General features: G+C 43.3%; 12 protein-coding genes, 1 tRNA gene and 8 pseudogenes. 5 read left to right on the plus strand and 16 right to left on the minus strand.

Annotated features, from left to right (window positions below; genetic code table 11):
• Window positions 1–6: 6 nt before the first annotated feature.
• The 3 genes and pseudogenes from TT11_RS06495 to TT11_RS06505 all read right to left on the minus strand — a co-directional run bounded on the left by TT11_RS06495 (window position 7) and on the right by TT11_RS06505 (window position 1,718).
• Window positions 7–297: a hypothetical protein gene (locus TT11_RS06495; protein ID WP_261869654.1), complete on the minus strand. Its 291-nt coding sequence runs from the start codon at window positions 295–297 to the stop codon at window positions 7–9.
• A pseudogene (locus TT11_RS06500) lies at window positions 284–1,491 on the minus strand (Arm DNA-binding domain-containing protein). Before TT11_RS06500 ends, TT11_RS06495 begins: the two are co-directional and overlap by 14 nt.
• Before the next feature lie 11 nt (window positions 1,492–1,502).
• Window positions 1,503–1,718, minus strand: a complete 216-nt coding sequence (locus tag TT11_RS06505) for a hypothetical protein (protein WP_075107543.1) — start codon at window positions 1,716–1,718, stop codon at window positions 1,503–1,505.
• Between the two features lie 117 nt (window positions 1,719–1,835).
• Here TT11_RS06505 and TT11_RS06510 point away from each other — a divergent pair, with 117 nt between their 5' ends.
• Window positions 1,836–2,063, plus strand: coding sequence for a helix-turn-helix transcriptional regulator (locus tag TT11_RS06510; RefSeq protein ID WP_261869707.1), 228 nt, complete (start codon window positions 1,836–1,838; stop codon window positions 2,061–2,063).
• Between the two features lie 229 nt (window positions 2,064–2,292).
• Here TT11_RS06510 and TT11_RS06515 read toward each other — a convergent pair.
• Window positions 2,293–2,369, minus strand: a tRNA-Val gene (locus tag TT11_RS06515).
• A 312-nt stretch (window positions 2,370–2,681) separates the two neighbouring features.
• Between TT11_RS06515 and TT11_RS06520 the strand changes: the two are divergent.
• Window positions 2,682–3,658: pseudogene (locus TT11_RS06520) on the plus strand (glutathione S-transferase family protein).
• A gap of 90 nt (window positions 3,659–3,748) precedes the next feature.
• Here the strand turns inward: TT11_RS06520 and hemB are convergent.
• The 5 genes and pseudogenes from hemB to TT11_RS06545 form a co-directional block, all read right to left on the minus strand.
• Window positions 3,749–4,756, minus strand: a complete 1,008-nt coding sequence (gene hemB, locus TT11_RS06525) for a porphobilinogen synthase (RefSeq protein WP_101206356.1) — start codon at window positions 4,754–4,756, stop codon at window positions 3,749–3,751.
• 283 nt (window positions 4,757–5,039) lie between these two features.
• Window positions 5,040–6,854 carry an efflux transporter outer membrane subunit gene (locus TT11_RS06530; protein WP_261869658.1) on the minus strand — a complete coding sequence of 605 codons (1,815 nt, stop codon included), beginning with the start codon at window positions 6,852–6,854 and terminating at the stop codon, window positions 5,040–5,042.
• Window positions 6,851–10,080 (minus strand): annotated as a pseudogene (locus TT11_RS06535) (efflux RND transporter permease subunit). Before TT11_RS06535 ends, TT11_RS06530 begins: the two are co-directional and overlap by 4 nt.
• Before the next feature lie 34 nt (window positions 10,081–10,114).
• Window positions 10,115–11,515, minus strand: coding sequence for an efflux RND transporter periplasmic adaptor subunit (locus TT11_RS06540; protein WP_261869660.1), 1,401 nt, complete (start codon window positions 11,513–11,515; stop codon window positions 10,115–10,117).
• 831 nt (window positions 11,516–12,346) lie between these two features.
• Window positions 12,347–13,372: a polyprenyl synthetase family protein gene (locus TT11_RS06545; protein ID WP_261869661.1), complete on the minus strand. Its 1,026-nt coding sequence runs from the start codon at window positions 13,370–13,372 to the stop codon at window positions 12,347–12,349.
• 568 nt (window positions 13,373–13,940) lie between these two features.
• Here TT11_RS06545 and rplU point away from each other — a divergent pair.
• The 3 genes and pseudogenes from rplU (at window position 13,941) to lolA (ending at window position 15,699) form a co-directional block, all read left to right on the plus strand.
• Window positions 13,941–14,253, plus strand: a pseudogene (gene rplU / locus TT11_RS06550) (50S ribosomal protein L21).
• Window positions 14,254–14,351: 98 nt separating this feature from the next.
• Window positions 14,352–14,603: a 50S ribosomal protein L27 gene (rpmA, locus tag TT11_RS06555; protein WP_261863726.1), complete on the plus strand. Its 252-nt coding sequence runs from the start codon at window positions 14,352–14,354 to the stop codon at window positions 14,601–14,603.
• A 409-nt stretch (window positions 14,604–15,012) separates the two neighbouring features.
• Window positions 15,013–15,699, plus strand: coding sequence for an outer membrane lipoprotein chaperone LolA (gene lolA / locus TT11_RS06560; RefSeq protein ID WP_057761010.1), 687 nt, complete (start codon window positions 15,013–15,015; stop codon window positions 15,697–15,699).
• 119 nt (window positions 15,700–15,818) lie between these two features.
• Here the strand turns inward: lolA and scpB are convergent, their stop codons facing one another.
• The 7 genes and pseudogenes from scpB to rsmD all read right to left on the minus strand — a co-directional run bounded on the left by scpB (window position 15,819) and on the right by rsmD (window position 21,790).
• Window positions 15,819–16,379: an SMC-Scp complex subunit ScpB gene (gene scpB, locus TT11_RS06565; protein WP_261869663.1), complete on the minus strand. Its 561-nt coding sequence runs from the start codon at window positions 16,377–16,379 to the stop codon at window positions 15,819–15,821.
• Between the two features lie 122 nt (window positions 16,380–16,501).
• A pseudogene (locus tag TT11_RS06570) lies at window positions 16,502–17,322 on the minus strand (ScpA family protein).
• A gap of 180 nt (window positions 17,323–17,502) precedes the next feature.
• Window positions 17,503–18,586: pseudogene (gene trpS, locus TT11_RS06575) on the minus strand (tryptophan--tRNA ligase).
• A 108-nt stretch (window positions 18,587–18,694) separates the two neighbouring features.
• Window positions 18,695–19,671, minus strand: a pseudogene (locus tag TT11_RS06580) (lipid A biosynthesis acyltransferase).
• A gap of 395 nt (window positions 19,672–20,066) precedes the next feature.
• On the minus strand, window positions 20,067–20,453 hold the full coding sequence (gene rpsI / locus TT11_RS06585) for a 30S ribosomal protein S9 (protein ID WP_101206364.1): 387 nt from the start codon (window positions 20,451–20,453) through the stop codon (window positions 20,067–20,069).
• Between the two features lie 10 nt (window positions 20,454–20,463).
• Window positions 20,464–20,893 (minus strand): annotated as a pseudogene (gene rplM, locus TT11_RS06590) (50S ribosomal protein L13).
• Window positions 20,894–21,103: 210 nt separating this feature from the next.
• Complete coding sequence (gene rsmD, locus TT11_RS06595) at window positions 21,104–21,790, minus strand: 16S rRNA (guanine(966)-N(2))-methyltransferase RsmD (RefSeq protein WP_261869665.1); 687 nt, start codon at window positions 21,788–21,790, stop codon at window positions 21,104–21,106.
• Window positions 21,791–21,855: the final 65 nt, after the last annotated feature.

Genomic DNA, 21,855 nt, shown 5'->3' on the forward strand with positions numbered 1-21,855 from the left:
TCCTCCTTAGTATCCATAGCCAGTGTGTGGTAAAAGTCCGTAAAGCGCACTCTGTAGCTGACCACGCATCTCATCAACGACATAGTCAGGATTAGCATCTAAGCGCTTCTGAACCCATATGCGCAGCGCCATATGATTATCAAAGCAACTATCCACATTTAAGAAACGAGCCAAACCACTACCTGACTGAATACAGAGCTCACAAATGAGATAGTTAGCAATATTATCTGCGCCATTACTGACATAGCCACTAGGTTTAAACGTCGCATGCAGTTTATCGTAATCAATCATTTTCATTGTGAGGCCCCTTATCGGTAGATACCTGAGCAATCTGACTGCGATTGACCAATGCTTCAAATGCACTACCATCCTGTCGAGTCATGTTCGGTACGTAACGGCTATAAGTGTTGAACAGCATCTTGGTTGTAGAATGCCCCATTTGACTGGCAATCCACTCAGGACTTTCGCCAGCAGCTAACCATAGTGTTGCTGCGGTATGACGAGTCTGATAAGCATTGCGCTTCTTCAGACCTAAAATCTTAAGAGTAGGGTGCCAAACACGCTTATTCACGTTGTTATAATCAAGTGGTTCACCTGTATGTGCGCAAAACACATAATCAGATCGCTTATAAGTGATGGCCTGCTGTTCCTTCAGAGCATCGTAGACCCAAGGTGACATTTGAATCGCACGGTAAGATTCTTGAGTTTTAGGAGGAACAATTTTGCCTTTAACATAAGCTTGTTTGATCACAATCTCACGTCGATTAAAGTCAATGTTCTCCCACGTCAACCCATCAATCTCACTCGTACGCATCCCTGTGAAAAAAACGTACCAGATAATAATTGCGATAGTCTGCTCTCACACCATTGATAAACGTCCAAACCTCATTCAGTGTGAATGGTTGAATATCTGTTTTAGGCTGTTTGAGCGCATTGATATCGTAATAGGGATTATCAAATTGATAGCGTTTAGCCGCTTCTTTTAGTATCATACCTAAAGGTACCATGATCGAATTGATGCGTGCCGCTGACAGATGTTTGTTAGCTTTTCCGTACGTTACTTTGGCGAGCGATGAACGGAAGGCTAATACATCTGTCTTTTTTTATGAGATGAATGGGCTTAGTCCCAAACTTAACAATCAAGTACATATCGATAATCTCCTTTATTTTGCGCTTATAAGTATCACGCCATTCAATTTCTTTTTCAGAGAACCATAATTCTGCAAACTGTTCAAAAGAGGGCGTATCGGTACTAATGCATTCCTTGCGATCGTTTAACGCTACCATCTGTGCCGCTTTATCACTTTTTGGAAAGTACTTAGCGTAATTGAACAGTCCTAAGATGATTTCTGCTTTCATTTTCTCAGCCACCTTCTCAAGCTTCTTACGATTCGCTGGTGTGTCTGTCAGGTTTGTCGTCTCCCGACAGCGTATACCCATGTAATAAAAATCTACAACCAGCTTGCCGTATCTACTTCTGATACTAGCCATTCTATTTCTCCTTATTGAAGTGCCATAGCATTGACGCTACCGGCGATCCCAGTGCGCATATCTTTTTCGATTTCTTCCCAAATGTACAAAATCTTACGACCACCAAATGGACGTATGTAATGAATACCCTCGATAAGCACACTATCCTTGAGTTCATTGCGGATAGTACGAGGGTTGTATTTAATGAGCTCAGAAAGCTCTTGGGTAGTCAGGTAGGTATGTGACATAATATGTTCCTTATATAAAGTTTAACCATAATGGTACTTTTAAATACCATAGTTGTAATTTACCATAAATTTATAACTATGCAAGTACTTTTTATAATTATAATTGGAGTTTATAGGATGATAGTTAACCATCTCCCAACTTTGTTAGCTGAAAGAAGGCTAAAGGTAGCGGATGCTGTACGAGCAACAGGGGTAAGCAAGACGACATTACATAAGATATATAACGATCAATCATCTAGAATTGATTTTGATACTATAGATAAGCTTTGTGAGTATTTAGACGTAGAGGTAGGGGATATTTTTGAATATATAAAAGATGATAAAGAGGAAAATACTCAGAAATAGGTTTTAGCTTACAGCTTAAAGTAGAGGTCAAAAAGAGGGTTTTAATTTTAATGGTTTTTAAGGGTCGGTCACGTTTTGGTCACCATTTGGTCACCGTCACTTTTTTAAATGATTTAAATCTGATTGTATAATCATGACTATGAGTCGATATAAGCAAGTATTTTCCGCTACAGCCCATATTTCACGGACAAAAAAAAGCCCCAATCTTAAGATTGGGGCTTTTCGAATCTGGTAGGCGTAATCGGATTCGAACCAACGACCTCTACCATGTCAAGGTAGCGCTCTAACCAACTGAGCTATACGCCTATTTAGGTTGAGCATTTTAGCAAGTTTCTCAGACTTTGCAAGTCTTTTTTTAGCATAAACCTCTTTTATTATCATAATATTTGGTATTTAGTCTGATATTAGCTATTGGGACGTATTTTTGTGTATATCTACTAAACATTAAATTTAAACAGTTTAGTTTTTATTGTTAATAACAGTGGTGATGCTAATGATTAGACCCTTATAACTGGTATGATGTCTCTCTAAATAATGCGATCATCATGATGATAATGACTTAAAGTTAATCATGCTTAGTAAACGTTAAACAAATATTAAAAACAGTTGGAGAATAACATGGGTCTCTTGGTAGACGGGCAGTGGCAAGACAAATGGTATGAGACAAAAGAGAGTGGCGGCCGCTTTCAGCGTGAAGATGCTGGTTTTAGAAACTGGGTAACGGTAGATGGTAGTGCAGGGCCTACAGGTATTGAGGCTTTAAAGCCGAACCTGACCGCTATCATCTATATGTGTCGCTAGCCTGTCCTTGGGCACACCGTACCCTTATCTACCGCAAGCTCAAAGGCTTAGAAGATATCATTCCGCTATCTGTAGTACATCCATATATGGGTGAGTATGGTTGGACATTTGCAGAAGGTGCAGGCGTCGTTGCTGACCCAGTTATCAATGCAGACTATGCCTATGAGCTGTATACCAAGGCCAAGCCAGACTATACAGGCCGTGTCACAGTACCTATCTTATGGGATAAAAAAACAAACACAATCGTGAGTAATGAGTCATCTGAAATTATTCGCATGTTTAACTCTGCCTTTGATGAGGTTGGTGCGCTAGCAGGTGATTTTGTGCCAGCAGAGTTATTACAAGAAATTGATGATATCAATACCTTTGTCTATTCAACTATTAATAATGGCGTGTACAAGACAGGATTCTCTACCACACAAGAGGCTTACGAAGAGGCTGTGATTGAGCTATTTGCGGCATTAGATACACTTGAGACGCGCTTAGCACATCAGCGTTATCTAACAGGTAGCACCATAACTGAAGCAGATTGGCGACTATTTACGACGTTGGTTCGTTTTGATGCTGTTTATGTTGGGCACTTTAAATGCAATCTGCGTCGTATCGTTGACTATCCAAATCTTTGGGGCTATCTGCGTGATTTATATCAGGTACCTGGTATCTCAGAGACAGTAAATATGAATCATATCAAGCAGCATTATTACACCAGTCATGCCAATATTAATCCCACATGTATTGTCCCTGCTGGCCCAGTGATTGATTTTAATGAGCCACATGATCGTGCACGTCTATAGTTTTATTTTAATAGAGTAACCGCATAAAAAAGCCCCAGCTACTAATAGGTAGCTGGGGCTTTTACATTATAAAAGGTAGTTTAACTACTATTAGGCATTGTTTAGCTGGCGGGCCGCTTCTAGAGCAAAGTAGGTCAAGATACCATCAGCACCAGCACGGCGGAAGCCAATCAAAGATTCTAAAATCACTGCATCACTTAACCAACCGTTCTGAATAGCAGCCATATGCATGGCATATTCGCCAGATACTTGATACGCAAAGGTTGGTACGCCAAAGGTGTCTTTGACTTCACGAATCAAATCAAGATACGGCTGACCAGGTTTAATCATGACCATATCTGCGCCTTCGTTGATATCCATAGCCACTTCATGTAGCGCCTCAGCACGATTGCCAAAGTCCATCTGATACTGTTTCTTATGGCCACCTTTTAGGTTGCCAGCACTGCCGACGGCATCACGGAATGGGCCGTAGTAAGCAGAAGCATATTTGGCTGAGTAAGCCATGATAGCCGTATTCACAAAACCTTCTGCTTCAAACGCATCACGCATGGCCTTGATACGGCCGTCCATCATGTCACTAGGAGAGATGATATCTGCGCCGGCACGCGCATGTACCAGCGCTTGCTTGACCAGTACTTCGATGGTTGCATCATTGATGACGTAACCGCTGTCATCAAGTAGACCATCTTGACCATGTGAGGTATAAGGGTCTAGCGCTACATCAGTCATAACGACCATCTCTGGCACAGCGTCTTTGACCGCTTTTATCGTACGTGCAGTCAGGGCGTTTTCGTCATAAGCGGCGCTACCATCTGGTGTTTTCAAAGCGTTATCGATCACAGGGAAAAGGTCGATGGTCGTAACACCTTCTGCTAACAGCTCTTTGGCATAGTTGATTAGCAAATCAATCGATAAGCGTTCAACGCCCGGCATACTAGCGATGGTTTCGCGCTGGTTTTCGCCTTCTAATACAAAGACAGGGGCAATAAAGTGTTTAGGGTGCAGCTCTACTTCACGAATCATTGAGCGTACATTGTCATTGTAGCGCAGACGACGTAAGCGAGTAGCAGGGTATTGACGGTTAAAGGTATAGCTCATAATAATTCCTTATGATTGTTTTAATAGTTATCATGTTACATGGTTAAAATAATATCGCTATAAGCGGTATTTTATAGAATTAGCTTATCAAAATCTGTGCTTTATAAGTGGCTTTATACAAAGAAAGCTTATATAAAGAGAGCCTGCATAAAGTGAGCCTACTATAACCAAAAGACGTTAATAAAAGCAAAAAGCCCTACCAAGTTAAGTCGGCAGGGCTGACGATACTTATCGACTATCAACGTAAAGATACGATTACGTCACGAGATTATGAGCCCATCATTTAAGGCTCGACAATCTGTGTCACAGGCACTTGTTCAACGCTCGCATCATTGAAGCGAGTCTCTTCAGTCACCACACCGACAGCTGCATCTTTTCTACCATCATCATTCACATCGACGATGGCGGTAGGTTCAAAAGTGGTGGTTTTTGTCGTTTGAGATTGCTTGATGGCGACAGCTTCTTGCGGGGTAGTCACACGCGCTGAACCAGCTGCTTTGATGGCATTTGTCGCTTTGGTTTTTGCACTAGTAGCAGTTCCAGTGACAATCTGCGCCAAGTTGGTGTGCTGCGGTACAGGAATGACAGACGGTACATCAAGATTCGCTCCGCCACCAAGCGCTTGGTACAGCTCAATCTGGCTAACGATTTTCTGTAGCTCTAAATCTAGGATACCTTGCTGAGTAGAGAACAGTGAACGCTGCGCATCAAGTACGTCTAAGTAATTGTCCAGACCTGCTTTAAAGCGCGCATCTGCTATCTGATAGGTCTGCTCAAAATTATCTTGCAGACGATACTGCGCTTCTAACTGCTCACCAAGAGTTGCACGAGTAGCAAGTACATCTGACACTTCGCGGAATGCCGTTTGGATAGAGCTCTCATAGCTAGCAAGCGTTTGTTCACGTTCGATTTGAGCCACATCATAGTTGGCATCTAGACGGCCTGCATCAAAGATAGGGACGCTAATGCTAGGTCCAAACGACCAGCCAACGGCACCATTTTTGAACAAGTCATTTAGGCTGCCGCTACTGACGCCCACACTACTGGTTAAGCTAATAGATGGGAAGTAAGAGGCACGGGCCACTTCGATATTTGCACCAGCCGCTTTTAGATTGTATTCCGCTTGTAGTACGTCAGGACGATAACGTAGTAATTCACTTGGTAGACCGGCATTAAATATCTGCTGGCTAGTGATATTGCTGACAGCAGGTGTTGGGATAAGCTCGTTTGGAATAGCGCCACCAACCAAGTACTGCAATGCATTGCGTGATTGGAGAACGCTGGTCTGTGCACGTAATACGGCAAGCTTGGCACTCTCTAATGAGGCAGCAGCCTGCAATGAAGGCAGTTTTGCGTCAATACCTGCTTCAAAACGTTTATCCGCGATAAATAGCGAACGCTCACGACTCTCGACTGTAGCTTCAGCCAGTTTTAACTGTGCCAAGCTGTAGCTTAGATTGGCGTAGCTTTGCGCAATATTACTAATTAAGCTGATTTGAGTAGAATCTTTCGCCGCTGTCGTCGCCAAGAAATTCTGCAATGCTTGGTCTTTTAGGCTGGCAATTTTACCCCAAAAATCCAGCTCATAATTTGCCAATCCTAGATCGACATTATAGCCACTACTAGGATTTTTGTCTTTTGCGTTTTGTGCTGAACGAGTGTAACCAGCACTGCCATTAATAGCAGGTAAGTCATTAATATCGGTAATCTGATACTGTGCACGTGCTTTTTCAATCGCTAGGCGCGCACTCTCAAAGTCTTTGTTTTTTTCAAGACCGAGAGCAATCAGACCTTTTAGACGCTCATCGCTATAAAAATTCTGCCAGCGTTGACTGGCAATGCTTGCTTGGTCAGCACTACTGACAGTCTCTTTATCAAATGCACCGTAAGATTGCTGCATAGGGAAATTCGGCTCTGCTAGCACAGGACGCATATCCGCTTTTGGAATGGTGTTACAAGCGGCCATGCTGATTGCCAATGCAGTCAGCCCTAACAGGCGGCCACTGTTTTTGCGCAAACGAGATAGTGCTGGCTGCGCATCGATAGCTGTAATAGCTACCGATGACGAGTTAGTGATAGATGTTTTTTGAGCACTCATTGTGTATTGTCTCCAAGACTTGCAGGCTGATAACTCTCAGAAGGTGTTGGGTTATGCGAGTTAGGCGTACCATTGCCACCATCTTTATCATTGGGTGTATTGTTCTCATATTTATGCGGGAACGCACTACGCACCCAGATATAGAACATTGGGATAAAGAAGATACCTAAGAGGGTTGCTGTGATTACCCCACCAACAACACTAGTACCAATAGCGTTTTGACTGCCTGAACCTGGCCCATTCGCCAAGAATAATGGCACAACACCCAGTCCAAAGGCAAGTGAGGTCATGATAATCGGACGCAAACGCTGGCGTGCTGCGGTCATGACGGCCTCTCTAAGACTGTAACCTTCCTCTTGGTGTTCTTTCGCAAACTCGATAATCAAAATGGCGTTTTTGGCGGATAGACCAACGACAGTCAGTAGACCAACCTGCAAGTAGATATCATTGGCAAAACCACGTAGCCAGGTAAATATCACTGCACCCAATACCCCAAGTGGAATCACTAGTAGCACAGAGAAAGGAATCGACCAGCTTTCGTACAAAGCTGCCAAACATAAGAAGACAACTAGGATTGAAAGCGCATAGAGCATTGGCGCTTGGGCACCTGATTTTTGCTCTTCCAATGACATACCTGTCCACTCGTAACTGATACCCTCAGGTAGCTTGTCTATCATCGCTTCCATTGAGCTCATTGCTTCACCAGTACTTAGACCTGGTGCGGCGCTACCTTGGATGTTCATTGACGGTAGGCTGTTGTAACGAGTAAGACGCGGTGAGCCTGACTGCCACTCGCTACTAGAGAATGCATCAAACGAAATCATATCGTTCATGTCATTTCGTACATACCATTTGCCAATGTCATCAGGGTTGGTACGACTGCTGGCTTCACCTTGTACATAGACACGTTTGATACGGCCACGATCGATAAAGTCATTAACGTAGCTTGAGCCCCACGCTGTTGAGATAACGCTATTGATATTGCTTAGTGACAGGCCATAAGCCGCCGCTTGTTCTTGATTGATATTTACTTTAAGTTGTGGCGAATCTTCTTGCCCGTTAGGACGGACGCCAGCTACTTGATCGTTCTGTGCCGCCATACCTAAGAGCATATTTCGGGCTTCAAGTAGCCCGTCATGTCCGAGGTTACCACTGTCCTGAATCATTAAGTCAAAACCACTGGCATTACCAAGCTCGGTAATCGCGGGTGGGACGATGGCAAATACTTGTGCTTCGTTCAGCTGAGTAAAGAAGTACCCCATTGCTCGACCAGCGACAGCTTGAGCGGTGTTTTCATCGCCCGAGCGTTCCTCCCAGTCTGATAAGCGTACAAACGCCAGACCCATATTTTGACCTTGACCTGCAAAACTAAAGCCTGCAACGGTAAAGACAGAGGCAATGTTGTCGGTCTCTTGAGTATCATAATAGTTTCTAACTTTATCCAGTACGTCTTGCGTCTCATCTAATGTAGAGCCCGCAGGAAGCTGAACCAAGGTAAACATAATGCCTTGATCTTCTTCTGGTAAAAACGAGCCTGGAATACGTAAGAATACGACCGCCATGATACCGATAATGGCTGCATAACCAATCATATATAGCCATTTGAAACGAATACTTTTGCCGACGAAGTTTTCATAAGAGCGGCTTAGCTTAAAGAAGCCGCGGTTGAACCAACCAAAGAAGCCTTTTTGCTTTTCGGTACTGCCTTTTTCATGACTTTTGCCACGTTTCAGCAATGTCACACATAGGCAGGGGTAAATACAAGCGCGACCATGGCAGAGAGCACCATGCTGGTAATCAGCGTGATAGAGAACTGACGATAAATCACACCTGTTGAGCCACCAAAGAAGGCCATCGGTACGAATACTGCAGACAAGATAAGCGCAATACCAATAACGATTTTACTGATTTCACCCATTGACTGGATAGTTGCATCTTTGATAGAGATGTGAGGATCTTCTTCTAGTATTCGCTCGACGTTCTCTACGACGACGATCGCATCATCGACCAGTAGACCGATGGACAATACCATAGCAAACATGGTCAAGACGTTGATACTAAAGCCTGCAATATACAACACTGCAAAGGTACCCAAGAGTACGACAGGTACGGCAAGGGTCGGGATAATGGTGGCACGCCAGTTCTGTAAGAAAATGAACATAACGATAAATACCAACACAATCGCTTCAATGAGGGTCATAACGACTTGTTCGATAGACAAGCGTACAAATGGTGTGGTGTCATACGGAACGACTGAGGCTAGACCAATTGGGAAGTTTTTTTCCAGCTCAGCCATACGTGCGCCGACGGCTTCACGAGTCTCAAGGGCGTTTGCGCCACCAGCGAGTGAAATACCTAAACCGGCTGCTTCTTGACCATTGTATAAAGACACAACGCTATAGTTTTCACTGCCAATCTCGACATCTGCCACATCGCCTAAGCGCACTTGTGCGCCTGAGGTATCTGTTTTTAGTAGAATGTTTCGGAATTCTTCAGGCGTTTGAAGATAGCTTTGCACCGTGACCGTAGCATTGATAACCTGTTGGTCGGTATCAGCAGGGGCTTGACCTAACTGACCGGCAGATACTTGCGCGTTCTGCGCTCGTATCGCATTGACGACATCTGAAGGTATCATGTTGTAGCTACGTAGGCGTGAAGGGTCAAGCCATACACGCATCGCATAGGTAGAGCCAAAGACTTGAACTTCACCCACACCCTCTACACGACTGATCGAATCGACGACATTAGAGTTAATATAATCGGCAATATCTGCCCGATCCATGGTGCCATCTTCAGAAATAAATGCTTGCACCATCAAAAAGCTGCTAGACGATTTATTGACGTTGACACCTTGACGCTGCACCGATTCAGGTAGCGAGCTCATCGCGGCTTGCAGTTTGTTCTGTACTTGTACTTGAGCTGTGTCAGGATCTGTGCCGTTTTCAAAGGTAAGCGTCACTGAAGCGCTACCATTTGACGAGCTCGATGACGACATATACATCAGACCATCGAGGCCTTTCATACGTTGCTCAATGATCTGTACCACTGAGTTTTCGACGGTTTGTGCATTAGCACCAGGATAGCTTGCACTGACCGAAATAGTCGGCGGTGCAATACGTGGATACTGTTCGATCGGTAGATTAAGAACGGATATCACCCCGATGAGCATGACCAAAACAGCCAGCACCCATGCAAAAATAGGGCGATTAATAAAAAAACGTGACATAGTATATCCCTAAGTCTTCCTGTCTTGAATGGAATTAGTTGGCAGCGGCTTCTGTTGGTTTTTTGGTAGAAGTCTCGTCGCCAGCTGGCTTTTTATCCATCGTTTTTGCGGCTTGCTGCGGCGTTTTGGTATTAGGCGCACTTTGTGCAGCTGGTGCTGGATTTGCACTTTCTAATGGTTTAGCGACCACTTCTTGGTCAGGCTTGACCTTAGCACCACCAATCACAACCACTTTGTCACCTGCTTTCAAGCCATCAGTGACAACCCATTGTCCATCGTAAGTACCATTAATGGTGACCGGACGTACTTGGATTTTATTATTTTCGTCAACGATATAGACTTGCGTCTCACTCTTAGGCGTACGAGTGACCGCACTTTGCGGGACAAGAGCCGCGTTGGTAATAACGCTCTGCGTCAAACGTGCCGAGACATACATACCTGGTAGCAGGATGTTATTGCTGTTTGGAAAAATAGCACGCAAGGTGACAGCGCCTGTTGACTCATCAACTTTGGCTTCAGACAGTGCAAGCTTACCGCGTACTGGATAGACAGAACCATCTTCTAGCACCAATTCGACTGAGTTCATACCCGGCTGAGCAGTACCATCTGCGATCTGCTGACGAAGCTTGAGCAACTCAGAAGAAGACTGGCTGATATCAACGTAGATAGGGTCTAAGCGTGAAATAGTTACCAAGGGATCTGCTTGACCAGCACTGACCAGAGTACCAGCAGTGACGCTAGAGCGATCAGTACGACCAGTTAGCGGTGCGCGTACGATTGTACGGTTTAGATCTAAGGTACTGGCTTCTAAACCTGCTTTTGCAGTCTGAATGCCTGCTTTTGCACTCTCAATACCTGCTTGAGTTTGACCGACAGCGGCGGCGGCACTTTGTACTGCTGCTTGTGCTGTACGTACGGCTGTTTGTGCTTGATCGTACTGCTGCTTTGAGATGGCATCAATACTGACCAGACCTTGCAGACGTTGTAAGTCATTTTGTGCTTGTGCTAATGACGCTTGACGACTGACTAGCTCAGCTTTTGCATTGGCATTGTTTGCCACAGCAGTTTGATAGTTAGCCTGTGATTGCTGTACGGCAGCTTGGCCACTCGTTACAGATGAGGCATAGTTATCGGTGTTGATGCGATACAGTGGCTGACCTTTCTTGACGTTGCTTCCTTCACGGAATAGTACTTCGTCAATCACACCGTTGACCTGTGGGCGGACGTCAGCAGTTTGATAAGCTGCAGTACGACCAGAAAAAGTTTGTACTTGAGGGACGGTATCGAGAGTGACTGTCTGAACGTTGACAACCGCAGGCGGCATTTGCTGCTGTGCGGCTTGCTCACCAGCGGCGTCCTCGTTGTTGTCACAGCCAACCAGTACAGCTCCAGATAGTACAGATGCTATTACAAGCGCAAGATAAGAGTGCTTCATCAATGTCCTCGGCAATATATATAAATAGTGACAGTATAAAAATCGATCAATAAGTTTGGCGTACTGAATATAAGGGTCTTGCTAATACTAAATAACTTGCTAATGCTGAATAAAGAGAATAAATAGCCTAAGCTAGCATTATTTATTCCAGTTTCAGATTATTCCGTCAGTGAAATATAACTAATAGGAAATCTGACATCGATATGGATTAAGTATCGAAAGGATTATTTAGCATTAATTGTTTAAGCAAACCACAGAATTGATTAATAAATTTAACGAGTCATTATAAACTATTGGGGTAACCCCACAGTCAAGTAGTTTGCAATACGAGCTGGATCGAAAAGCGGTAATATTACAGTTTACGAATTAATAGATTACCGTCATAGTAAGCGTCGTCTCTATTAACAGCTAATAGAACCATGCACAACCTAGTATCAAAATATATTGTAAACTTTTGTTATAAATCTAAAACCCTATAGTAACTAGGGTTTTTAAACGATAGAAAATCGACTTTGTCAACAAAATGACAATTTTAGCAACCCCTAATTACAGTCATAAAAAATAACTATCAGTATCTCTCTAACAAACGTCATCAAACTTTGACCGACTGTCCAAAAAGCCTTATACGATTATAGTACTGCAAGAATGTATGAAACTTAAAGAAAGGTAACGATTTGGCTGACATGCTAGTTTTTGAAAAGGTACTTCTTAATTTATGAGCTTCTTATTCATCAATTGCTGAAGGAGTTTGCTAAAAAGCCATGCTAAAAAAATTCTGTCAAAAAAAAGAGTCGTCTTAATCAGTTAATAACACAGACGACTCAGCGTTAATTATACTAATCGGGCGCTAGCGAGTTCAGTCAATTGATATAAGCCTGTACGATAACGGTTGTCTGGTAGCGTACTCAGTGCATCTTGTGCCAGTTTAGTTTCTTCTAGAGCGCGCTGCTTACAATAAGCCAATGAGCCAGAACTACGTACCAATTCAATAAGCTGTTCAGCATTTGGTGTCTTACCTGTCTGAACGGCAATACGTAACTGCTCATAGCCTTCAGTGTCGCTGTCTTTGAGTAGCTCGAGTGCTTTGATAGTCGGTAGGGTAGGTTTGCCTTCAGCAAGATCATCGCCTAAGTTTTTGCCCATCACTTCACTGTCGCCACTATAGTCGAGCACATCATCGGTAATTTGGAACGCATTACCAAAATGCTGTCCGAAATCGCCCAATGCCGTCATATATGCTGTCTTGTCTTGCAAGATAGCAGCACCTTGGGTCGCCATCATGAACAGGCGTGAAGTTTTGCCATCGATAATGCGTAAGTAATCTTCCTCTGTCGCGGCAGGGTTATGTTGGTGCTGTAGCTGTAACACTTCGCCTTCAGCAATATCACAGGTCCCATCAGAGAACACTTGTAACAATGGCAAGCTCTGAAAACCAACCAACAGATTGAACGCGCGAGCAATCAAATAGTCACCGACCAACACGGCAGTGGCGTTGTCCCACGTTGCATTTGCCGTCGGTTTTCCACGGCGTTGCCCTGACTCATCGATGACATCGTCGTGGACTAGGGTAGCGGTATGTAGCATTTCAGTGATAGCTGCTAGATGCATGGCCTTTTCTGAAGGATTGTCATCAAACATACGTGCGCAAAGCAATGTAATCAACGGACGCATACGCTTGCCACCAGCATTTATCACGTGTTGCGAGACGCTCATGACGAGTTGTACTTTTGAGTTCAAACTGCCAAACACTTGCTTGTCCATCACCTCAAAGTCATTGGCTACAATACTTTGAATATCAGCATAGCTAGGCGTCGATTGAGGGGCAGGCACGGTATTATTTAAAGAGGTACTAGTCATAATAAATAGTCATATTAATAAGAGTAAAGAGAGTTGGTATAACCTTGACTTTATCTATCTATAGGTAAGGTATTATTTCGCTTATGATAGCATAGCTATCTGCTTAAATTGTTGGTTAAAGTATATAGCACAAGTAGGTCAGGCGTATGATATATAGGCTTACTATGCCTATTGAATAGAATAAAAACGATAAGAAATTTCTTATGTTTTACAGATATATTCTCTAGCTCACTTTAAGCTTATTGGTCACATAAATGATTCATAAAGGGCTGTAAGTAACTGATTGCATAAGTTATAATGGCCGCTGTTGGGCTTAATCTATCACTTATCATTACTATTTCTCATGTTTATATTCGCATTGTCGTTTATCGACTTTCCTTGATGAGCAGCAGTTATAGCCAAATGAGAGATGGTCATTAGTGTAACTACCTTGCAAAAACGAGAGGCGCGGCTTGCTTTTATGAGCAAAAAGCCGTAAAATCTTGCCTTTAATTTTTCCCTGTCGTGTTCGTCGTAAAAGCGTTGGTATAACATCAGCCACGGCACACGGGTTAAACGGAGTCATACAATGTACGCAGTAATCAAAACTGGTGGTAAACAGCACCGTGTAGTCGTCGATGAATTGCTTAAAGTTGAACTACTAAAAGCAGAAAAAGGCGAAACAATCAAATTTGAAGACGTGTTGATGGTTGTTGACGGCGATAACGTCAAAATCGGTCAGCCTGTTGTTGACGGTGCTAGCGTAGAAGTTGAAGTTGTTGAGCATGGTCGCGGCGAAAAAAATCCGTATCATCAAGCACAACCGTCGTAAGCATTATCACAAAGAACAAGGTCACCGCCAATGGTATACCTTGTTAAAAATCAAAGCGATTAATGCCTAATTATCCATTTAGCAATTATTGCTAAATAGCGCACTAAATGCTTAAGAGTTATCGCATCAGCGATAAGTCAAATTAACAAGGAGATTTTCTCATGGCACATAAAAAAAGCTGCCGGTTCGAGCCGTAACGGTCGTGATTCAAACCCAAAAATGCTAGGCGTAAAAATCTTTGGTGGCCAAGCTATCACAGCTGGTAACATCATCGTTCGTCAGCGTGGTACAGAATTCCACGCAGGCGAAGGCGTTGGCATGGGTCGTGACCATACTTTATTTGCACTGAATGACGGTGTTGTAAAGTTTGCGACCAAAGGTAAATTTAACCGTCGTTATGTTACGGTTGAAAACGCATAATTATCTATTTAGATCGTTTTATTCTTTGGATAGAATGATCAGATAATTAAAAAAAGCCCTTACTGCCTTATGGTAGTAGGGGCTTTTTACGTTTGTGGGGTGATATAAATTAATAATAATTCTAAGCGATATCTTTAAAGCCACTATTAGCATAATTACTGTAGCTAATAATTATAAATGCAAACTTTTACCGTGTAACTGTCTTGGTTACAAGTGTGTATGGCAGCCGTAGTAAAGATTGCAAATCATGACTAGGCGCGTAATAAAAAAACTGGCACACTGTTGCCATTGCTGATGGTTACCAGCTTTAGCTTGGTAAAATTAGTATTTATAGAAAACAAAAATTTCAATGGAACATTTTATTTTTAGCGACAACTTTAAAGCGATTATGCTTTTTTAGAGAGGATTTATGATGAACTTATCTACGAAAAAATCAACCAAACAAAAAATGATGAGTGGGGCTTTAGCAGGTGTATTAATGACATCGCTAGGTATCGCAGCGCCAATGATGGCATTGACTCAAACGGCTACCGCAGCTCCTGCTGATAATCTAACAGCTGCTAAACGTCTGAACAAATTGTTGACCAATACCAAGAGTATGACGGCTAATTTTAGCCAAACGACCAAAGGCGCGAGTAGTGGTACGTTTAAAGGCTCCATGAGTGTCCAACGTCCAAATAACTTCCGTTGGGAAACCAAGTCACCATCAGAGCAGTTGATCGTTGCTAATGGTAATTCTATGTGGGTTTATGACAAGGATCTAGAGCAAGCGACTAAGCAGAATGTCGACAGCCAAGTAGGGAATACACCAGCGTTACTACTGTCAGGTGATCCAAGCAAAATTGATCAAAACTTTAAAATCACTCAGCCATATGACAACAAAAACTATTATGTGCTCTATCCTAAGTCAGACAGCGCAAGTTTTAAAAGTCTTTCAATAAGTTTTAGTGGTGGCAAACCTGTCATGATGGTATTGAATGACACTTTGGGACAAACAACTTCTATCAAGTTCAGCGGTATTAAGATGAACCCAAGTATTGGTAGCAGTCAGTTTAAATTTACACCGCCAAAGGGTGTTGATGTGATTAATCAGTAATTAGCAGACGTATTGCTAGGTTTTGATATCAGTTCGAAATCAGCAACGCAATAAAAAGGACAGACCCTATGTGGTCTGTCCTTTTTATGTGAGTAACTATATTTTGTTTAGCAGAAAATTTAAGAGATGGCTCGTATGGCTTCCATATCAGGCATAGGTGGCAGTTCATCCAGATGGCTTAATCCAAACGCATCTAAAAACTGCGCAGTAGTATGGAGTAACGCAGGACGGCCTAGAGTATCTTTAAAGCCTTTCTCCACAATCCATTCTTTATCAAACAACTGGCGCAGTATATTACTCGATAATGTCACTCCGCGCACATGCTCGATATCACTACGCGTCACAGGTTGCTTGTATGCAATGACACTTAGGGTTTCAAGTAAAGCTTGGCTCAGGCGTTCCTGACGCTGCGGAAAAATACGCTGAATTAGACTGCTATAGTCATCAGATATCTGTAAACGATAACCGCTGGCGGTCTCATGTAGCCTAAGCACACCTGTATCTAAGCGTTGTTGCAGCACTTCCAAAGTCTGCTTTAATTCTTTAGTAGATAATGACAAATGTTTCTTTAATGCGTGAGCGGTCAGCGGTGCCTCCGATGCATGCAGCAGCACCTCGATACGTTTACTCATCTCTTCCAAAGAATCATGCTGTGCTTCAGCTGATGGAGATGTAGTCATAGTTATTGGGTCTCGGGTCTCGTCATGTTGCTTTGGGCATTCAATATCTACCATCTAAAGTATGCTCTTATTTCAATGTTTTTTTTCATAGAGAATGGGCTAGGAGATAGTCTTAGAGGCTACTAGGCTAACCACTGTAATGTGAGATTTGTGGATTCATTATTCATATTAGTCTGATCAGAATTATTGGAAACAGAGTTGACGATACCGCTATCTGTCTCAATATTGACCACACCAACTAACTGCCGCTTTATAAGCTCAAGTACGGCGACAAAACTCACGACCACGCCTATTTTACCTTGTGCCTTGTCTAGTAGCTCATAAAAGGAGCGCGCCCCATCTATACTTAATTGTCTGCTAATACTGGCAATACGATCGGCAAGGGGTACCGCATCAACTTTGATCGTGTGCATTTGATAGTCGGGCTGTAGCTGCATTTTAAATAAGCTATCAATCAGCAAGTTAGGTGAGTAGCTTGGCAGTTCCGCATTCATAACGTCTTGATCAGGCATACTAACCATTGCCAAAAACACATCGCGCTCTAGACGTACTAGATTGTCTAAGCGCTGACTGACTACTTTGATTTGCGCGTATTCTTCAAGGCGCTCGATTAGCTCTGCTTTTGGGTCACGCTCGTCGGTTGGAGTATCAGGGGCAGGCAATAGCAACTCGGTTTTGATAGCGATGAGCGTTGATGCCATTAGCAGATAATCACCTGCTAACTCAAAGTGTTCGGTATCTAGTTCACTGATATAGCTAAGTACTGCTCAGTGATGGGCAAAATGGGCATTTGGGTCAAATCGACGTTGTTCTTTTTGACCAAGTACAATAGAAAATCCAATGGACCAGCAAATTGCTCTAACCAAATAGCAAAGGCTTGCGGTGGTACATACAGATCTTCTGGCAAATGCTGCACAGGCGTCTGATAGATACGTAGCGACATATCATGGTTGATTGACTCATCAAGCTCGCTCTGATTGTCTGTAAGTTCGGAGGTTGAATCAGCCATAGCAGATAAGGCGGCTTTAGACAAAGCCGCCTGTTTGGTGTTTGGTTCAGTTTGCACGTTTAGCACCCGCTTTGATAACAAATTGCGCCAGTGAAACGACTATTCCAGCAACGATTATTTAAGCTTAGCAAGCGGACGGATGCCAATAGCACGACGAGCTTTGTCTAGTTGCTTACGACTATGACGACGGGCTTTATCCGCACCCATCTGCAAGATTTCTTCTAGCTCTTTTGGATTGGCCATCAGCTTTTCGTAACGTGCACGGAATGGCGCGATTTCGTCATTAATCTTATCAAACAAAGCTTGCTTAGCGTCACCCCAGCCAATACCAGCGGCATAACGCGCACGCATATCAGCAATCTCTTCAGCGGTCGCAAATGCTTTATAAATCTCAAAGATAGCTGAGTCATCAGGATCTTTTGGTTCATCAGGTAGCTGTGAGTTGGTCACAATTTTCATGATGGCTTTATGCATTTGTTTTTCAGGACTAACTTGTGGGTTTGGTTCACCAAATAGGGGAATCGTATTGCTATAGCTCTTACTCATCTTACGGCCATCAAGCCAGTAAGCAGCGGTATATCGTTATCAACGACTGCGGACGGTAGCGTGAAAAGCGACTTATAACGATGGTTAAAAGTACCTGCGATATCACGCGCCATCTCGATATGCTGTACTTGGTCACGACCAACAGGCACGTGGGTCGCATTAAACATCAAGATATCAGCCGCCATTAGCACGGGATAACCAAACAGACCCATGGTGACACCTTGATCAGGATCGACATCGGCTTTCTCTGTATTGATATCAACGGCTGCTTTATAGGCATGAGCGCGGTTCATCAAACCTTTGGCACATGAGCAGTTCAAAATCCAAGCAAGTTCTGGAATTTCAGGCACGTCTGACTGACGGTAGAACGTCACACGCTCAGGGTCTAGACCACAAGCAATCCACGTGGCAGCAATGGCTCTAGTCGACTCATGAATGATAGCAGGGTCATAGCAGCCGATGATGCATGGTAGTCTGCTAAAAAGAAAAACGCTTCATGATCACTATTTTGAATAGACTCAATCGCTGGACGAATCGCGCCAACATAGTTACCTAAGTGCGGAATACCAGTCGGTTTGATACCAGTCAGAATGCGCTTGGCTTCAGTTGAAGTATCAGAAGCTTGGTTGTCAGGAGTACTGTTATTGCTCATGGAAAATCCGTTATTTTGTTTATCAAATTATTATCAGTGCATAGCTAAAATGCAAAATATTAGCCGCAAAGTATAGCAAACTTCACCAGTATTTTTGGGAATAAAGGCTTACTTATAGATATCAGTACGACCGTTTGACCCATGTTTAAAACGGCGATGGAACCACATCCACTGTGTAGGATCAATACGAATGAGCCTTCTAAAACTTCATTGACCCGAGTGGCATCAGCGACTTCATCTTTACTTGGATAGTTGTCTAATTCTGGCGTAATTGTTAAATGATAATGGGGACGTTTACCACGCGGCAAGTTGTCAGGCGTTTGCCGATAAGTATGCAATGCCATGACAGCTGGTGGCTGTGCTTTGCTACCCAGTTTTGCCATGCGACGCGATGCAGTGATAGTCGCGGCGGGCACACCGAAGAATGGTGCCATGACACCTTGTTTGAGACCATAGTCTTGGTCAGGAGAGTACCAGATGACATGTCCCGCTTTAATAGAGGTAACCAAGCTACGCATATCACGACTAGAGATTTGCTTACCAAAAATATTGGTACGACCATTATAAATAAACCAGTCTAATAAAGGGTTGTTCTGTGTACGATACATACAGTCTACAGGGAAAAACTGCGCACATAATAGGCCACCCAAATCTAGCATCGTATAATGCGCACCGAGCAGGATAACTGGCCGCTGCTCATTTTGCGCATTAACAATATGCTGTAACCCTGATATGGATACAGTTCTAGTAAATATATCTGGCCTGAACCAAGCGCATAACGTTTCAAACACGCCAATGCCTTGATTGACAAAGACTTGCTTGGCCATTAATTCACGTTCAGCTTCAGGCTTCTCTGGAAATGCCAACTTCAGGTTGATTAATGTATCGCGTCTACGTGAGCCAGCAGCTTTATAAATCAATATACCAAGCTTACGACCTAGCCAAAACTGCCAACGTAACGGCAGATATATCATCGGTAGCATTATCAAAAACAATAACCAAATGCCCCAATTCTTTGGTGATAAAAACTGCCACTGAAATGGCTTGTTATCTGCTTGCGCTGTACGCTTATGATTTTGGGTAATTGTCGGTGTGCCAGCCGGTATCGCAGGCGACTTAGCGACTGCTTTATGCTAGACGGCACGCTGCTATTGGCAGATGGCTTGCTAGGTCGAATTGTTCTGGCGCTTTCATAATATCCTTCTGCAGCACGGTTTGAGGCATCATGGCAAATAATAAAAAGTTACTGATATGATGGGGTAGCGTTAAACGCTTTGCAAGTTAGAATTTCTACAGACGCTCTACTTTGCAGCGTTGAAACAAGATACTCATGTTAATTATTGCCGTATCAGTAGGCATAAAAAACCCTATAAGCTGTGACCAGCTTATAAGGTTTTGCAAAACCAGACTCTTATTTAACTTTGCTACTGAAGCTCTGAGAAAAAGACAACAGCAGCAAAAATATAAGAGATAGTTTTGATTAACGTTTTGAGAACTGTGGACGTTTACGTGCTTTACGTAGACCCAGTTTCTTACGTTCAACTTGACGTGAATCACGAGTAACAAAACCAGCTGCTTTTAGAGCAGGTTTTAAAGTTTCGTCAGCTTCGATTAATGCACGTGTGATGCCGTGGCGGATTGCGCCAGCTTGACCACTAATACCACCGCCTGCAACAGTTACATATAAGTCATATGCGTTAACAGAGTCTAGTAGTTCTAATGGCTGACGTACAACCATGCGTGAAGTTTCACGGCTGAAGTATTCGTCAAGTGGCTTACCGTTAACAACGATACTACCAGTACCTTTTGATAAAAATACACGAGCAGTAGACGTCTTGCGGCGACCAGTTCCGTAATTGCGTTCCATAAGTATATCCTTAGATGTCTAGTTCTTTAGGTTGCTGTGCAGTATGTGGATGATCAGTACCCGCATAAAGTTTCAGCTTCTTGATCATCGCATAGCCAAGAGGGCCCTTTGGAAGCATACCCTTAACTGCTTTGTGTAGAACATCTTCAGGCTTATGTGCAAGCAACTTATTGAAGTTGGTTTCTTTAATACCACCTGGGTAGCCACTGTGACGATAGTACTTTTTGTCTTGTGCTTTTTTTACCCGTTACCGTGATTTTGTCAGCATTGATGACAACAATAAAGTCACCAGTATCAACGTGCGGAGTAAAAGAAGGCTTGTGCTTGCCACGTAAGCGAGTTGCGATTTGAGTGGCTAAGCGACCAAGGGTTTTGCCGTCAGCATCTACGACATACCAGTCATGGGTCACTTCAGCTGGTTTTGCACTAAGTGTTTTCATGATAAAACCTTAAAATTAGAATTCGTTGAGAGTTTAGCTGGGAACGGGGCTCTCAAAAAACAGACTGCACATTATAAGCAGTAGCGCCTACGCTTGCAAGCTGCATTGGGGTTTATTTTCGCCTTATATACATTAAACTGCAGCGTCGGCCAGTTTTTAGCGGTTCTAAACATTTGTAAAATACGTTAACGGCTTTCATTAACCCGACAATTATGACGATGATAGACGATAAAGTCCAGCGACAACTTGTCCGACTTTGGTTTGTTTCAGACATTCAAAAGCGATTGGTTGCTGAGTAACGCTTGATTGAGAGTCCAAATTCTCATTTAGCGACGCTTCCAACTGCTTAAGCTGTGCTGACAAATCTTTATCAGCTTCTAAATAAATTAATGTTTCAGTATTGATTAATGCATTGGTAATAAGCGCCGTCAAAATAGGCTGCCATAAATCCTGAGCATAAGGCGGATCAATAAATACGATATCAAAAGGGCGTGCAGTCAGCTGCTCTTGACGTAATACTTGCTCAGCAGTGCCAGTGATGATTTGATAAGCAGCAGTCTCAAGGCGTAATTGCTCAGCACTCTGACGTAGCATGTTACTTTGTGCTGGATTGATTTCGATAAATGTCGTGTGGGCAGCGCCGCGAGATAGCGCTTCAAACCCTAGTACGCCACTACCAGCACAGCTATCGAGTACATGGGCATCATGAATGTCAGCGAGTAGCCAGTTAAATAAAGTCTCCCGCAAACGATCCGGGGTCGGACGCAGGCCATCTGCATCGATAAAACTTACAATACGGCGCTTAAACTGACCACCAATGATGCGCACATCACCCGCCGACGCACTTTTCGCCTTACGGTTATTCTTTGGTGCGCGTCCATTTGAGGCTTTTTTCATTATCGTGTCTCGCTTACCAATTCTTTGCTAGGTTTTGCTTTTTATACTATTAACTACTTAAACGT

Source organism: Psychrobacter sp. JCM 18901 (genome assembly GCF_000586435.1).
Lineage (GTDB): Bacteria > Pseudomonadota > Gammaproteobacteria > Pseudomonadales > Moraxellaceae > Psychrobacter.